The following is a 16957-nucleotide window of genomic DNA, read 5'->3' as shown; positions in this document are numbered from 1 at the left end:
CCGAACGATTGTTCGATGGATTTCGTGTTGGTTGGAATCGTCTGTGGGCTGGGCTATGCTACCTTGACTATCTATATGACTTAAACGCAGCAAAGGAGCACCGAGAGAGCGAGTATGGCAAAAAACACCGCAAACTATGGTAACGACAGTATCCGCCAGCTCAAGGACGAGGAGCGCGTACGCCTGCGCCCCGCCGTCATCTTTGGCTCGGACGGGCTCGACGGTTGCGCGCATGCCGCCTTCGAGATCCTGTCCAACGCCGTTGACGAGGCGCGCCAGGGCTACGGCAAGCTCATCACCCTTACCGCCTTTCGCGATGGCTCCATTCAGGTAGAGGACAACGGCCGCGGCTGCCCGCTTGACTGGAACCCCTCCGAGAAGCGCTTTAACTGGGAACTCGTCTTTTGCGAGCTTTACGCCGGCGGTAAGTACAACAACAACCAGGGCGGCGACTACGACTTCTCGCTCGGCACCAACGGCCTGGGCTCGTGCGCAACCCAGTACGCCTCCGAATACATGGACGTCACGGTTTGGCGCGACGGCAACAAGTACTCCCTGCACTTTAAGAAGGGCAAGGTCGTCGGCGCCAAAAAGAAAGCACTCGAGGTTGAGCCCAGCGACGAGGACCGCACCGGTACCACCATCAAGTGGCGCCCCGATCTTGAGGTCTTTACCTCCATCAGCATCCCCCACGATTGGTATCGCGAGACCATGCGCCGCCAGGCCGTGGTCAACGCCAACGTGACCTTCCGGCTGCGCATCGAGGGCGACGACGGCGAGTTTTCCCAAGAGGACTTCTGCTATCCCAAGGGCATCGAGGACTACGTGCTCGAGAAGGTCGGTGCCGACTACCTTACCGATCCCTTCTTTATCGAGGCCGACCGTCGCGGTCGCGATCGCGAGGATCTGCCCGATTACAACGTAAAAATCACTGCTTGCATGTGCTTCTCGCGCACTTTCACGATGCAGGAGTACTACCACAACTCCTCCTGGCTCGAGAACGGCGGCTCACCCGAAAAGGCGGCCCGTAGCGCCCTGACCAGCGCCATCGATGCCTACATCAAGCAACAGGGCAAGTACAACAAAAACGAGAGCGGCATTAAGTGGCAAGATGTCCAGGACTGTCTGGTGCTGGTAACCAACTGCTTCTCCACCCAAACGTCCTACGAAAACCAGACTAAGAAGGCCATCAACAACCGCTTTATCCAGCAGGCCATGACGGCATTCTTTAAGGAGCGCCTCTCGACCTACTTGATCGAGAACAAAGATGCCGCCAACAAGATCATGGAGCAGGTGCTCATCAACAAGCGCTCGCGCGAGAATGCCGAGAAGACGCGCCAGAGCATCAAGACCAACCTGCAGCAGAAGACCGACATGGCCAACCGCGTGCAGAAATTCATCGACTGCCGCTCCAAGGACAAGAGCCGTCGCGAGATCTACATCGTAGAGGGCGACTCGGCAGCAGGCGCCATTCGCACCTCGCGCGATGCCGAGTTCCAGGGCGTTATGCCCGTCCGCGGCAAGATCCTCAACTGCCTAAAGGAGGACTATCCGCGCATCTTTAAGTCCGACATCATCATGGACCTCATGCGCGTGCTGGGCTGCGGCGTGGAGATCAAGGACAAGCGCATCAAGAACCTGGGCGCCTTTGACCTGGACAACCTCAACTGGAACAAGGTCATCATCTGTACGGACGCCGACGTCGACGGCTATCACATCCGTACGCTCGTGCTCACCATGCTCTATCGCCTGGTGCCCACGCTTATCGACGAAGGCTACGTGTATATCGCCGAGTCGCCGCTCTACGAGATCAACTGCAAAGAAAAGACCTACTTTGCCTACACCGAGCTCGAGAAGAACGGCATTCTTAAGGAGATCGGCGACCAGAAGTGCTCCATCAACCGCTCCAAGGGTCTTGGTGAGAACGACCCGGACATGATGTGGCTCACCACCATGAACCCCGAGACGCGTCGTCTGATCAAGGTCGAGTCCGAAGACGTCACCAAGATGGAGACCATGTTCAACCTTCTGCTGGGCAGCGACGAGGCGGGCCGCAAGCGCCATATCTCGGAGCACGGCAAGGAATACCTGGACCAGCTGGACCTGCAGTAGCAGCAAATCGATAACGACGGCCCATAAGAAGTTCAAGAGGAAATCGTGGCAAAGAAGAAGACGAAGAACCAGCCAAAGAAAAAGCAGGTCAACGCCGAGAACGTCATCGGCCTGCACTCCGAGGTCACCAATCAGCCGATCACGCAGACGCTCGAGGTCAACTACATGCCCTACGCCATGAGCGTCAACGTCTCGCGTGCGTTCCCCGAGATCGACGGTTTTAAGCCCTCGCACCGCAAGCTGCTCTACACCATGTACAAGATGGGCTTGCTCAAAGGTGAGCGCCAGAAGAGCGCTAACATCGTGGGCCAAACCATGAAGCTCAACCCGCACGGCGACGCCGCGATCTACGAGACGATGGTGCGCTTGGCCACCGGCAACGAGGCGCTGCTCGCCCCCTTCGTGGAGTCGAAGGGCAACTTTGGCAAGTACTATTCGGGCGACCTGAGCTACGCCGCCTCACGTTACACCGAGGCCAAGCTCGCCCCCATCAGTGCCGAGATCTTCAAGGACATCGACAAAGACCCGGTCGACTTCGTCGACAGCTACGACGGCGCCATGAAGGAGCCGCGTCTGTTGCCCACCACGTTCCCCAACATCCTTGTCTCGGCCAACAAGGGCATCGGCGTCGCCATGGCGTCCGACATCTGCGGCTTCAACCTCAACGAGGTCTGCACCGCCACCATGCACTATCTGCAGGATCCCAACTGCGATCTGCTCGAGTACATGCCCATGCCCGACTTCTCGACCGGCGGTGAGATTATCTACCGCCGCGAGGAGATGGAAAAGATTATCGAGACCGGCCTTGGCAGCTTCCAGATCCGCTCCCGCTGGCGCTGGATTCCCGAAGAGCGCATCATCGAGGTCTACGAGATCCCCTACACCACCAAGACCGATGTCATCATCGATCGCATCGTCAAGCTCTCCAAAGAGGGCAAGGTCAAGGAGATCGCTGACATCCGCGACGAGACTGACCTCTCGGGCCTGCGTATCGCCATCGACCTTAAGCGCGGTGTCGACCCCGATAAGCTCATGGCCAAGCTCTATCGCTCGACTACGCTGCAGGATTCGTTCTCGTGCAACTTTAACGTGTTGGTCGATGGTTACCCCCGCGTTATGGGCGTACGCCAGATCCTGCACGAGTGGGTCAAGTGGCGTATTGAGTCCACGCGTCGTCGCATTAACTTTGACTTGGGCAAAAAGTCCGAGCGCCTGCACCTGCTGCACGGCCTCGAGGCGATTCTGCTCGACATCGACAAGGCCATCGCCATCATCCGTGGCACCAAGCTCGAGGCTGAGGTCGTGCCCAACCTTATGAAGGGTTTCGACATCGACGAGACCCAGGCCGAGTTTGTTGCCGAGCTTAAGCTCCGCAACATCAACGAGGAGTACATCCTCAACCGCACCAAGGACATCGCTAAGCTTGAGGGTGAGATTGCCGAGCTAGAGGAGATCCTCTCCAGCGAGGAGAACATCAAGAAGGTCATCAGCGACGAGCTGGCTGCGGTCAACAAGAAGTACGTGATGCCGCGCCGCACGGGCAGGATTGAGCCTCACGAGGTCATCGAGGTAAGCCTGGAGCCCGAGGTCGAGGAATATCCGGTTACCATCATGCTCTCGCGCGAGGGCTACCTTAAGAAGATGACGGACCGCGTACTCAAGAAGGCTGCGACGCTCAAGTACAAGGACGGCGATAAGCCCTTTATCGAGTTCCCGTCCTCCAATACGCACGAGCTGCTCGTGTTTACCAACAAGAGCCAGGTGTACAAGTGCAAGGTCGCAGCGTTTGAGGACACCAAGTCGGCCCAGCTGGGCTCGTACTTGCCCACCGACCTCGAGATGGAACCCGACGAGAGCGTCATCTGGGTCATCGACCCCGAGGACTACAAGGCCGACGTGCTGTTCGTCTTTGAGAACGGTCGTGTGGTGCGCGTCGCGCTTTCTGGATACGTCACCAAGACCAACCGCAAGCGCCTCAAGAACGCCATCTACGGCGGCAGCAAACTGCTGTATGCACAGGTGCTCAAGGAGGATCGCGACCTCGCGCTGGTCTCGAGCGACTACCGCCTGATGAACTTCAACACGTCGCTGCTCAAGACCAAGACGACCACCAACACGCAGGGCGTCCAGGCCTTTACCGCCAAGAAGGGTCGCTCGGTCACCACCGTCGGCACGACCGAGGGGATTCTTGGCGCCGGCGTCTCGGCCGAGAAGTTCACCGCGCAGAGCCTCCCCTCCGCCGGTGCCCTCATGAAGGAAAACGACATGCCGAGTTTGTTTGACTAGGACAACGGCAACGAGATCGTTAGACACTTCGCAAAGCGACGAGGCCCGGAACGCAACGGCATTGCGCCCGGGACTCGTCGTTTTTCTTCTCAACTATTTTTTAACGCAGATAAATTGATTTCTGCTTATTTTTCTGCGTAAAACATGTCAGCGCCACTGCTTCGATGCCCTTTGGTCTGTCGTTAGCAAAACTTGCAAAAGTTAGCAAAACTTGCAAAAATTAGCAAAACTTGCAAAGGAGCTACCATGGAGTACAGCAAGAACCCTTTTACCCCAACATTTGGAAGCGTCCCTCCCTTTCTAGCGGGTCGCGAGCATATCCTGCGCGACATCAACCGTGGCTTTATCAACGGCCCGGGAGATCCCAACCTGTCGACTATTTTTACGGGCGCAAGGGGAACGGGCAAGACGGCGCTTCTCTCGCTCCTTTCAGAAACGGCGCTTGAACACGGCTGGATCGCAGCAAATGTCTCCGCCATGCCAGGCATGCTCGAAGATATTATCGAGCGAACCAAAGAAGCCGCAGATAGCTATCTCTCACAGCCTCACGCGCGCATAAACGGCGTTCAAATTGGTCCAGTGGGCATCGATTGGACATATGCTCAAGAGGCCCAGGGCAACTGGCGCACACGCATGAATGGTATCTTTAAGCAACTCGAAAAACATGACATCGGACTTCTCATCACCATCGATGAAGTCACCGTCGATCTCGAAGAAATGCTTCAATTTGCCTCTATTTACCAGCACTTTGTACGCGAAGGTAAAAAAGTTGCCCTACTCATGGCAGGACTGCCCTACAAAGTATCGGCGTTGCTGCGTAACGATTCCGTCTCGTTCCTCAGGCGTTCCCAATATCATCAGTTAGGACGAATCACTGACGTTGAAATTGCAAACGCGTTTCGCAAAACTGTTGAGGCCGGAGGACGTTCAATCACACCAGAAGCGCTCGAGGATGCTGTGAAGGCCGTCGACGGATTCCCCTACATGATGCAGCTCGTCGGATATCGCACATGGGATGTTTCGGAGAACTCGCCCAAAATCAGCGCACCTGATGTCCAGCAAGGTTCTCTGCTTGCCCGTATGGAGCTGCGCGATCGAATTCTCGAAACGACCTATCGGGAGCTTTCCGATAAAGACATTGAGTTTTTGCTCGCGATGCTGCCCGACTCTGGCCCCAGCAGGGTCTCGGAGATAGCCAAACGCATGGGCGTTGCCGGCAACTATGCAAGCCAATATAAACGCCGTCTCCTCGAGGACGGCGTCATCGGAGAGCGCGGGCGTGGTCTCGTTGGCTTTGACATCCCCGCATTCAGGGAGTTCCTGAGTGAGAAGGCCTCCTAGCACGCCGAGATTGTCCGCAAGGGCAACGGCGCATGGCAATCAACGATTCACCTGGCAAGGACGGCAAGCAGTTCAAATAACACCGATTGCCATGCGCTCTTCTTGCCTTAGGCGAGCTTGCGAGCGAGCTCTCGGACCTCTTCCAACTTGGGCGACGATGCCATGCTGTCGCGCTCGGTCATACCGCTGATGGTGACAATGCCCTGGTCCTCCCACTTGCAGTACGCGCAGGTTGACTTGTACATAGCGATCGCCGCATCATAGACGCCCTCGCTGTGGCTATCGAGCAAAAGGGCCGTCTTGGTGAACGGGAAGCCCGTAGCACCGAAGGCGTACAGGCGGTCGATGGCAGCCTTCTCCTGCGCGGTGATATCGAACCAGTAGATAGGCGAAGCGAAGACGACCATGTCGGCGTCTTGCAGCGACTCGATCACGTTGGCCATGTCATCCTTCTGCACGCAAGTGCCCTCATGGGTAAAGCAGCACTGGCATCCCAGGCAGCCGGCGATCTTCTTGCTGGCAACGCGGATGACCTCGACCGTATGGCCGCCCTCACGCGCGGTCTCGGCAAACGCCTCGACCATAATGTCGGTATTGGCACCCTTGCGCGGGCTACCACTCAATACAACGATATTCATATGGATTCCCTCTTCTTCATGCTGCAGGCGCGCAGTGTGTTTTCTTGTAACCAAAACGAATGGACTTAATCAATCGCCAGCAGGCCATATCTCTTGTTCAAGTTCCCTAAAGAAGCTCAAGACGATTGCGATTGCCTTATACAACGTCGAAAACCAACAAGGGAGCCATGGTTGCGCCGCCTGCCCAGATGGCACGCGGTCAAGATGAGCATTGGGAATCGCGACGACTTGATATCGCTCGCATGCCTCCTTCGGAATAGGTGTCAAGGACAGCCGCCTGGATAGCGAGCCGGCCGAACAGGCCTTCGGCTATATCAAGGACGGGATCGGAGCGGACGTGATTCGACTTCGGACCCTTTAGGGATGACTGACCTCGACGCCTACGCAACCCACTGAAACGCTCGGAGGGGTCGGGTCAAATTGAAGGGACTGGCCCCGGAGAAAATCCGGGGCCAGTCCCTTGCAGCTTATTTATTTATTGAGCCGTCTAAGTTTGGGCCGCAGTTCGCATCCGCGCGGTACCGACTTCTTGTGGCAAGCGAAATGAGAGCGCCTAGTTTTATCAGATGCGCTTTCTTTTGCGCGCGCAGATTGCAGCTGCCAATGCAAGCACATCCGTTCCGGTCAGAGCAGCGCCAAGCACTGTTGCCGTATGATCGCCCGTTACCCTCCATAACTTCTGATTGTTGCCGTCTTGACGATTATGTATCTTTACATTACCTTCTGAAACATATGGCGCACCTTGTCCAGGCGGCTGTTTGGACGGCGGGGCTGGATGACCGGCTGACCGACAGCGGCCTGATATCCTTTCAGCTCTGTAAGGCATACGCTCCGCCCGTTGGTGTAAAAGGCCAGATCAGTACGGTATGCCTGTATACAGCGGGCGGGAATCTCGCCAGTAATGACAACTTCATCCTTTTTTACCTGGGCCGTTTCGATGGTGGCACAGTATTTCGGTGCATCATGATAAGCCCTGGAAAGGTATTCCTGGGGCGCATAGAGGATGAAGGAGAGATAAGGTTCCAGCAGCTGCGTCCCCGATTCCTTCAATGCCTGTTCCAATACAATCGGGGCCAATGAGCGGAAGTCCGCCGGCGTGCTGACCGGACTGTAATAAAGCCCGTATTCAAAGCAAATCTTACAGTCCGTTACGTTCCAGCCGAACAAGCCCTGCTCCAGCCCGTAACGGATACCATCCCTGACAGCGTTTTGAAAACTCTGGTTCAAGTATCCCAGCGAAACCCGGCTCTCGTATTGTACACCGGAGCCAAGCGGGAGTGGTGTAACAGACAGTCCGATGGATGCCCAAAACGGGTTGGGCGGCACCTCGATATGGATGGTGTGGCTGGCTGCTTTGAGCGGCCGCTCCATATAAATGACGGTGGGTTCCTTTACCACTGTTTCAAGCTTGTATTTTTCCGACAGCAAAGCGGAAACAACCTCCAACTGCACCCGGCCCAAAAAAGAAAGAATGATCTCATGGGTGATGGAATCCACCTCGCAGCGCAAAAGCGGGTCAGTATCCGCAAGTTGCGTAAGAGCGTCCAGCAGCCGTTCTCTTTGCGCTGCCGTTTTCGGCGCAATCGACGTCCGCAGCATGGGGAGGGGGTCCTCACGCCACCTTTTACGAGGGAGCCGGGTGTTGTCCCCCAATACGTCGTTTAATCCCACGCTGTCGCTGGGAAGAATGACAATTTCGCCCTTGTGGGCGGTGTCTGTCCGAACAATCTCCCCTTTGGATGGAATACGCATCTCTGTGATTTTCAGCTTTTCTCTCCCGGCCAGAGCCACCGTATCCCGCAGGCGCAGCGTTCCGCTGTATAGCCGCAAATAGATGAGCCGCTGGCCACAATCTGTATACTCCACCTTGAAAACGCTGCCGCATAGGGCGTCGCTCCCCTGTTCCCCAATCGGTTGGAACAGCCCTGTCACCGCATCCATCAACGGTTGAATGCCAAGGCCCTTTTTGGCGCTGCCATGATAGACCGGGAACAGGGAGGCGTCTTGAACCCGCCGCTGTTCCTCCTGCGCAAGTTCTTCCCGGCTGATTGGTTCTCCTGCGATATACTTTTCCAATAATTCATCGTTATTTTCAATGACCGCATCCCATGCTTCTATGTCGGTATTTTCCTCCAGGACTATTTCCGGGGACAGCGACACCGTCTGCTTGATGATAATATCGGCGGAGAGCTTATCCCGAACAGACTGATACACGCCTTGCAAATCAACGCCAGTCTGGTCGATCTTGTTGATAAAGATAACGGTGGGAATGTCCATTTTCCGCAGGGCATGGAACAGAATACGGGTCTGGGCCTGCACACCATCTTTAGCGGAGATCACCAAGATGGCCCCATCTAAAACAGCCAAAGAGCGGTACACCTCCGCCAAAAAATCCATGTGGCCGGGCGTATCCACAATGTTGACTTTACATCTGTTCCACTGGAAGGAAGTGACTGCCGCTTGAATGGTAATCCCACGCTGCCGCTCCAAAAGCATGGTGTCCGTCCTCGTTGTCCCTTTTTCGACGCTCCCCGGTTCTGAAATGGCTCCGCTGGCATATAGCAGGCTCTCCGTCAAGGTTGTCTTTCCAGCGTCTACATGGGCAAGAATCCCGATATTGATTATTTTCATGTGATTGTCCTCCCTTTACTGCCCCGAAGGGCATAAAAATCCCCAGCAGTAAAATACTTTTACCACTGGGGATGATAATTGCGGACATACACGTATACAGCATACACCTGTTTGTGAGTGCTGTTTTTGGGGATATGTCAAAATTGATAAGGCAAAAGTATTCTTAAATTGGGTACAAAAAACTAAGCCCCTACAAAAGGGACTATCATAATCCTTTGTTCCCACTATTTGATTATAGTTTTATTTAAGAATACCTTGCCGCATATTTTTTACTCCTTTTCTGGACTTGAATTATTATATCACATCAGTTTTAGGAAAACAAGTATCTAAAAGAAATTTTTCTTCCCCTTATATGTAACAATCATACCGGCTTCCTAACGTTCAGAATGGTTTCTACTGTCTGCTGCGGCTTTTGGTTGGAATTGTCCAGCCAAAAGCCGATCCGTGGTGTTGTCTGCATTTTACTAAATACAAATTCAATGTATACAGAAAGAAATATATAAGGAGTGGGAGGGATTCCGCCGTAGTCGGCATTGTAGGAAAATCCAAAAGTTTAGATTTTCTCAAAATGCTTATCTTTTGGTCTTTGGTTCGGAATAGTGTAGTGCTGGCGGTCTATCTATTGTTTTCGGTTGCTTGCTTCTTTACCGTACATGAGCATTTGCTCAGGGCATCTCGCTTTCAAAGTCTTTTGAATCTGAGCTGGGGCATACATGCGCTTGCTCAGATTTGGTAAAAGGATACGATTGCGCCTTATTCTAATATAGGGTTTATTAAGGCAAATGCAAGTAATAGATGCAATAGCGAAATCATTGCTATTGCATATGGCTCTCTTTCCGCTCCTTTCTTAATTGGGACTTAAATCCTCCTGATAAGCAAGACGTTTTCGCCAAAGCGCTTATAAAAAGACGGCGCTGGGCCCGAGCTCACCTTGCATGCAGACTGAAAGGCAACCACCCAGCCCGGTACTGACGAATACGGGGGGCAACGGCGACAGCTCCTCTGCCAATGCGAATGCAAACAGCACTGGTAACAACAACCGCCACAACAAGGGTAAGAAGCCTGCAAAGGGCGGCTTTCCCATAAGTCATGGAGCTGACTGGGGCTTCGCTTGCGTCCGGATCGATTTGCGCGCGTTCGAACTCCCGCGCGGGCGATGAGGACCTTCGTGAATGCATCCCTGATGGACAGAAGCGACCCGAGCCCCAAGCGGCGCGCTTCGAGCAGCGGAAGTTGAAGCGTAAGCAGAAGCATCGTGGGCATTGACCGGTGCCGACATGGGTCCAGGTGTGAACAGGGCTACGTCCCCTATTCGCACTGTTCACACATACAGCAGCGGGCACGGATTCGGCTGAAACTGCGCCCGCTGTCTGATGCTAAATTAATTTATCAAGCATGTGTTCTATTCCAGCGCAGTAATTAAATACGCTGGTACATAGATACTCCGATCAAGACGGCCGCGTATACGACCGGGAACTTTCGGCAATTGGATACGCGCCTGACCTGGGATATCCAAGCGAACAATTGGCCTAACCCGCGATAGGTCCCAGGCCAGGCGGGTATCCAATCGAAGGGGAAGGGCGCTCCGGTGCGGAGGCAGCGGAGCGCCGGGGGAAAGCCCGGCCGGCCAGGCGGCCCCGTTCGCCCGGCCGGCCAGGCCTCCGGGGTGCGGCGGATCCCCGTGAAAGAGGGGCGCCGCGCCCCGGCAGGCCGGGCCATTAGGCGGACGGCTCCTGCTGCGTGATGCAGTGGATGTTGCCGCCGCCGTAGACGACCTGGTCGGACTGGACGCCCACGCACTTGTAGACGCCCTCGCCCCAGACCTCGTCGTAGATCTCCTGGAGCGTGTCGACGGCCAGCCGGTCGTTCTCGTCGCCGTACTGCGGGACGATGACGCCGTGGTTGGTCACGAGGTAGTTCATGTAGGAGGCGATCAGCGGCTCGTCGGGGACGCGCGGCTCGGCGTTCTCGTCGGCGTCGATGGTGTCGCAGGAGGCCTGGTCCATGTACAGCGGCTTCACGGGCATGCAGAGCTTGTAGACCTTCAGCTTGCGGCCCTTGGCGTCAACCGCGTTGGAGAGGGTCTCGTAGGCGGCGTGGCACTGCTCGTAGAACGGGTACTCGGGGTCGTCGGTCCAGATGCAGACCATGACGCCCGGGGCGATGAAGGTGGCGACGTCGTCGATGTGGCCGTTGGTCTCCTCGGGGTCGATGCCCTCCTTGACCCAGATGACCTTCTCGACGCCGAGGTAGTCCTTGAGGTGCTCGGTCATGTACCCGCGAAGCTCCTCGCTCCAGGGCTCGAACTTCTTGCGGTACTTGGGCCAGATGGACTCGGGGTCCTCCTCCTCGAGCACCGCGGAGCAGGTGCGGCCGGGGGACAGGAGGCACTGGTCGGTGACGACGAGGGTGCCCTCGCCGTCGACGGTGATGGAGCCGCCCTCGAGGATCATGTCGTCGGGACGGTAGCGGCGGCAGCCGGAGAGCTCGGCCATCTTGAGGGCGATCTGCTCGTCCTTGTCCCACGGGAAGTAGAGGCCGTCGATGAGGCCGCCGTAGCCGTTGAAGTGCCAGTGGTTGGCGCGCTTCTCGCCCTTGCCGTTGATGACGTAGGTGGCGCCGGTGTCGCGGAACCAGGCGTCGTCGGTGGTCATCTCGACGACGGTGACGTTCTCGTCGTTCTCGAAGACGGCCTTGCAGTTGGCGTAGTCGACCTGGTTGGCGCACATGTAGACCGGGGTGAACTCGGAGATGGCGCGGGCGATGGCGGCATACTGCCTCTGGGCGGGCTTGGCGCCGTGGGCCCAGGTGTCGGTGCGGTGGGGCCAGCCCATCCACACGCGGTCCTGGGGGGCGAACTCGGCGGGCATGAAGAAGCCGTCGGCCCTAGGGGTGGACTCGGACTCGGTGATCGTACGCATAAGATTTCCTCCAAACCGGACGATCGTCTGCCGCGGGCGGGCTGCCCGCGGCCTAGGACCAAGAGATGGCGGGCGCCCGTCCCCCGGCAGAGGTCGGGGCGCCCGGCGCCGGTTTTCACGGGGTCGCACCGGCGGGCGACGACGTAGCCAGGTGCGCGGAGACAGGGCGCACGAGGGATACGGGAGAGGGGTCGGGGCGGTCGGCGGCTGCCGGAGCTATCGCCTGCACCCGCCCCGGGGAATGGTTGGCGGACCCGTCGCCCGGGCACACCTCCGAGGAGGCCGGGGTGCCCGGAACCGGGTGCCCTAGTTCTCCTCGGCCTCCTCGGCGAGGCGCTGGGCGGCCAGCTCGGGGGTGAGGCCCTTGTACTCGGTCTCGCGGCCCTTGGCGCTGACGACGCGGACGACCTCGCCGATGAGCATGAGCACGATGAAGATGATGATCATCGGGACCTTCTCGCCGATCTCGGCGGCGGAGAACGGCGCCAGCGTCGCGACGATGGCCAGGATCAGCTCGATGCAGGGGATGGCCAGCATGACCTTCATCATCGCGCCCTTGAACGGGAACGTGAAGATGCGCTCGCGGTTGGGGTCGTTCTTGCGGAGGTTGAGGAACGCCGGGAACATCGGGATGTAGGTGAGCAGCAGGAAGACGACGGAGGTGCCGAAGAGCATCCAGAAGACGCCGTTGGAGATGGCGTCGACGGGAACGAGCTGCAGGCAGAGGACCAGGGAGGCGACGACGGCGTTGACCAGGTTGGCGCCGTTGGGCATGTCGTCCTCGGAGATCATCGAGGCGAAGACCTTGGGCATGTTGCCGTGCTCGGCGGCGTAGCGGGCGACGGAGTTGACGCCGAAGGACCAGGCGGCCATGTTGGCGAACAGGGTGATCAGGAAGGCGATGCAGATGACCTTGAAGAGCACGGAATCGCCCACCATGGTCTGGACTGCGAAGATCATGCCGTAGTCGGGGTCGATGGAGTCGGCCGGGATGGCGGCGCCGATGCCGAAGCCAGCGAACAGGTAGATGACGGCAATAGCCACGCCACCGACGACGATAGCCTTGGGGATATCGCGAGCGGGATCGGCCATATCATCGGTCATGGTGCAGATAACCTCGAAGCCCATGAAGTTGAAGATGATGATGGACAGGTAGCCCAGGGCGTTGGTGTTGGTGAGCTCGGGCAGGAAGGTGGCGGCGGACATGTCGCTCGCGAAACCGTTCTCCATGGCATACCAGATGCCCAGGGCGCCGACGATGACGGCAACGGCGACCTTGATCAGGGCGCCACCGTTGAGGACCCACTCGGAGTCGGCCGCCTTGGAGCGGCCCATGAGGTAGACGATCCACACGAAGGCGAGCTCGATGCCCATCTTGGCGATCAGGTTGAACTCGACGCCAAAGACCATGCCCAGGATGTCGGGGAACATGGTCGCCAGCGAGGCGATCCACAGCGGGTAGTTGACCCAGTAGTAGTACGAAATGCGGGCGCCCCACTTGTCGCCCAGGCCATCGCGTACCCAGTCGTAAATGCCGCCCTCGCCGTCATAGGTGGTGCCGAGCTCGGCGACGACCATGCCGTAAGGGAGCAGGAAGGTCAGGATCAGGAAGATCCACCAGAAGAACTGCTGGTTGCCAATGGCAGCAGCAGGAGCGGCGGCCTCGCAAACGAAGACGACGCAGATGATGGTCGAAATGACCGTCAGGAAGGAAAGCTTTTTCTTTCCGTCACTCATATTTAATCCTTTGCTCAGTCGTTTTCAGACAGGGCGCCAGTGCTTACGCGCAGTGGCGCAGATGATGGGCAGCAAGAGACAAGCATCTGCTGCCGCCCATCAGAAAGCATCGTACAGGCCATACCACACGTCGGTGTAGATGAAGTCGGCGCCCTTGATGCACTCGGTTGTCATCGGAGACTTTGCAGTTCTCCTCGCCGATGGCCATGAGGTCGCCCATCTCCTGCGAAGGCGGGCGAGCCGTAGCTCGCCCGACCTGGTACGTCTTACAGACCGTGCTTACCGAGAGCGGCCATGCGCTCATTGATGGTGGCGCGGTATGCCGCAGCCTTCTGCTCGTCGGGCTCGCTCTGGGGGCACAGAGTGGCCAGGATGGCGCGAATGGAGTGCTTGCGGTTCTCGGCCTCGACCCAGCACAGGGAGCGCTCGGGATCGTCCATGACCTCGTCGACGACTTCCTCGCCACGGTTGGCGGGCAGGCAGTGCATGAACATGCTGTTCGGACCGGCAACGTTCATCATATCCCAGGTCACCTGGTACTTCGGATAGAACACATCCATGTAGCTGGAGCTGGAGACTTCGCTGTCGTAGAGGCCGTACCACACATCGGTGTACACGAAGTCGGCGCCCTCGATGCAGGAAATGTCGTCGGAAATGGTGATGGTGCCGCCGGAGACCTTGCAGTTCTCCTCGCCGATAGCCATGAGATGCTTGCCGAACTCGGCGCGCTCCTCATCGGTGCCAATATGCAGGCAGCCGTCGGGAATCTGATGCCCCTTCGGTCCGAACTGCACGAAGTCCATGCCCATCTTCGTGCAGATGAACATGAGCGACGCGCAGGTCTGGGTGGCATCGCCGATCCAGGCAAACTTGCAGTCCTCGATCTTCTTACCGGCGGGCAAGTTCTCGATCATGGTCATGAGGTCGCCGAGCTCCTGGGTGGGATGGTTGTACTCGCTCATGCCGTTGATGACGGGGGCCGCGGAGTACTTCGCCAAGCTCACTACATCCTTATGACGATCGACGCGGGCCATGAGGATGTCGACGAGGCTTCCCATAACGCGGCCGGAGTCCTCGATGGACTCATGGCCACCCAGCTGGATGGAGCCGGGGCCGAAGAACTGGGCGTGACCGCCGAGGTCGCTCATGGCCGTCTCGAAGGAGATGCGGGTACGGGTGGACACCTGCTGGAAGATCATGCCGAGGGTCTTGTCCTTCAGCAGGTGCGGGTACTCGCCGCCCTCCTTGATGAGCCCCTTCATGGCGATGGCCAGATCTACCATGCCGAGCAGCTCTTCTTTTGTGAAGTCGTTGGTGTCGATGTAATCTTTGACCATTGAAATCTCCTTCAAAATTCGTTGGCCGGACCGCCCCTTGCGGACCGCGCCCCCCATGAAGCGCCCCGAAATGAGCGAGACGCTCCCTTGCGCCACACAGCATGGGGCGCACCCGTAGTTTTGAGAAGAAATAACCAGGATTATTTTCAGATTACATTAGCTCACCGCACACCTTACCCTGGCTAATCCTAACTAATCCTAACTAATCCTAACTAGTCCTAACGCCTAGACGGATTGATATTGAACTGGTTTCTTCGCCCTGTGCGCCGCTGTCAACACCTTGCGCCTCCGTTCTAAGGAACCGACGCGCCCGACGCCCAAGAATACGTAGACGAGCTGCTCCTCGCCCTCTGCGAGCACTGTCACCTGACCGCGCGCGAGCGCGTCATCTTGAAAGAGGTGCTGCAGGGCAAGGACAACCAGAACATCGCCAGTTCGCCGCAACTGGCCCTGGGCACCGTGCAGGCCCATGTGCACAACATTCTGAAGAAAACCGGCACCACCACCCGCCAAGAACTCACCCAGCTGTTCTGGAAGGGATGAAGAACGGCCGAAGACGGCTGATCCCGTAGGGGGCGGCCGCAGCCGGTGTGAGGGAGATTGGATACAGACTTATCGGAGTCGACCCCGACGATGGTCAGCTTGGCATCGTCGATGTTCACGATGAACTGGTCGGTCACATCGTTGCCGTCGGAATCGATGACGACAGCTTGGCCGGAAACCTTGACAGGGTACTCGCCTGCATCGGTGCCCGTTGCAGAAGCCTCAACGCCGGAAACGTAGAAGGTCTGACCATTGATCTGGAACTCCAGGGTCTCGAAACCGGATACGGACTTCTCGGTGCCGTCGTAGGTCACGGACTTGGAATTGGGAGTGAGGGTGATCTGGTACTTCTCGCTACGATCGGTAACGGTCAGGGTTCCGTACGTCTTCTTGATCTGATAGTTGTCCAGATTGGTTCCCTCGTTGGGGATGCATTCGAATGCATTCTCGGAGGAGCCGACGATCTTCTGCGAGCCGGTGAAAGAATAGGTGGCACCTTGGCCATCGGCCCAACCAGTATCCCGGGCAGCCTCCCCAACGGTGACCTTGTGATTGGTCAGGGGCTTGCCGTCGTACTCCTTGGAACCACTCGCGGAGGTCAGGGTGACCGGACGCTTTTCGACCGTCAATTTACCTTCGTTCTTCACGATGTTGTAGTATTCGGCAATAGACGGGTCGAGCGTTACACGAATCGCATTTTTCGATGTGCCACAATCGGTCTGAGAACCTACAAACTCTATTTCCATATGGTGAATAATAACCGAGCCTTTGTTGGCTATGCGTCGTTTGAATGCAATTACCCCTCTAATAAAACAATATTTGTTACTTTTCAGCACCATCAAACCAGATTCTGCCTCCTGCGAATTAGGCACCCACCCCATCAAGACCACGAAGCATCCCCGCCCTCAGCCTCGGCCTGCTAGTCATGTGCCTGTTCACCTGGGAGAAAGCATGCCAAAGGCAGCGCTGGACCATGGTTTGCGGCCACACCTCCGCAACCGCGCGATGAGGACGACGAGGTCCCTGGCGAGGTATATGCCGTCGACGAAGACGACCCTGTGGACCTCGTCGACGCACTCGAGCATGGGCCAGACCTCCCAGAACTGTGCCGTCCTGCGCCTGAGCCCCCGCCCGCCGCAGTAGGAGCAATAGACGGTCTTCATGGGCACCTCTTCCGAAAGGGTTTTTAACGGTTCCGGAAAAGGTTATCTGCCTGCGGGAACGATAGGCAACCGGACACACATTCTGTCCGAGCGGTTAAAAGCGGGCACGGAATTTATACGGCTGAAAAAGGGGCATCGGTACCGTCAAGATTCTTTCGCAAATTGATTTAGTCGTCTCCCGCCCCGTCCTCTTCTAGCCCTCCGCCTTTCCCCTCAGCTCGTCCATCTCCTCCAGCTTCGACATGTCC

The 16957-nt window shown here is 57.3% G+C and carries 11 protein-coding genes; 5 read left to right on the top strand and 6 right to left on the bottom strand.

Annotated features, from left to right (window positions below):
• The first annotated feature begins 114 nt into the window (after positions 1-114).
• From ACTQ05_RS06740 to ACTQ05_RS06730, 3 genes are all read left to right on the top strand, one after another.
• Positions 115-2112, top strand: coding sequence for a DNA gyrase/topoisomerase IV subunit B (locus tag ACTQ05_RS06740; RefSeq protein WP_441064028.1), 1998 nt, complete (start codon positions 115-117; stop codon positions 2110-2112).
• Positions 2113-2157: 45 nt separating this feature from the next.
• Positions 2158-4398 carry a DNA gyrase subunit A gene (locus ACTQ05_RS06735; protein ID WP_441538508.1) on the top strand — a complete coding sequence of 747 codons (2241 nt, stop codon included), beginning with the start codon at positions 2158-2160 and terminating at the stop codon, positions 4396-4398.
• 246 nt (positions 4399-4644) lie between these two features.
• Positions 4645-5739, top strand: a complete 1095-nt coding sequence (locus tag ACTQ05_RS06730) for an ATP-binding protein (RefSeq protein WP_441538507.1) — start codon at positions 4645-4647, stop codon at positions 5737-5739.
• Between the two features lie 107 nt (positions 5740-5846).
• Here the strand turns inward: ACTQ05_RS06730 and ACTQ05_RS06725 are convergent, their stop codons facing one another.
• The 5 genes from ACTQ05_RS06725 to ptcA form a co-directional block, all read right to left on the bottom strand.
• Positions 5847-6377 carry a flavodoxin family protein gene (locus ACTQ05_RS06725; RefSeq protein WP_441538506.1) on the bottom strand — a complete coding sequence of 177 codons (531 nt, stop codon included), beginning with the start codon at positions 6375-6377 and terminating at the stop codon, positions 5847-5849.
• 711 nt (positions 6378-7088) lie between these two features.
• The gene (gene tet(W), locus ACTQ05_RS06720; protein ID WP_441538504.1) at positions 7089-9008 is read right to left on the bottom strand and encodes a tetracycline resistance ribosomal protection protein Tet(W); all 1920 of its coding nucleotides are present in this window, start codon (positions 9006-9008) and stop codon (positions 7089-7091) included.
• 1718 nt (positions 9009-10726) lie between these two features.
• Positions 10727-11929: an agmatine deiminase family protein gene (locus ACTQ05_RS06715; RefSeq protein ID WP_441538502.1), complete on the bottom strand. Its 1203-nt coding sequence runs from the start codon at positions 11927-11929 to the stop codon at positions 10727-10729.
• Between the two features lie 306 nt (positions 11930-12235).
• Entirely contained in the window at positions 12236-13666 is a 1431-nt protein-coding gene (locus tag ACTQ05_RS06710) for an APC family permease (protein WP_441064158.1), read from the bottom strand.
• Between the two features lie 266 nt (positions 13667-13932).
• Positions 13933-15003: a putrescine carbamoyltransferase gene (gene ptcA / locus ACTQ05_RS06705; RefSeq protein ID WP_441056337.1), complete on the bottom strand. Its 1071-nt coding sequence runs from the start codon at positions 15001-15003 to the stop codon at positions 13933-13935.
• Between the two features lie 399 nt (positions 15004-15402).
• Between ptcA and ACTQ05_RS06700 the strand changes: the two genes are divergently transcribed.
• Positions 15403-15546, top strand: a complete 144-nt coding sequence (locus tag ACTQ05_RS06700; RefSeq protein WP_441044900.1) for a LuxR C-terminal-related transcriptional regulator — start codon at positions 15403-15405, stop codon at positions 15544-15546.
• Between the two features lie 47 nt (positions 15547-15593).
• Positions 15594-16469, top strand: coding sequence for a hypothetical protein (locus ACTQ05_RS06695; RefSeq protein ID WP_441538500.1), 876 nt, complete (start codon positions 15594-15596; stop codon positions 16467-16469).
• Between the two features lie 12 nt (positions 16470-16481).
• Here ACTQ05_RS06695 and ACTQ05_RS06690 read toward each other — a convergent pair whose 3' ends face one another.
• Entirely contained in the window at positions 16482-16709 is a 228-nt protein-coding gene (locus ACTQ05_RS06690; RefSeq protein ID WP_441538498.1) for a hypothetical protein, read from the bottom strand.
• Positions 16710-16957: the final 248 nt, after the last annotated feature.

It is taken from the genome of Collinsella sp. LCP21S3_A9, assembly GCF_052118785.1.
GTDB lineage: Bacteria > Actinomycetota > Coriobacteriia > Coriobacteriales > Coriobacteriaceae > Collinsella.
Note: the sequence above shows the minus strand (reverse complement) of the source record. Positions and strands in the feature narration are given on the sequence as shown.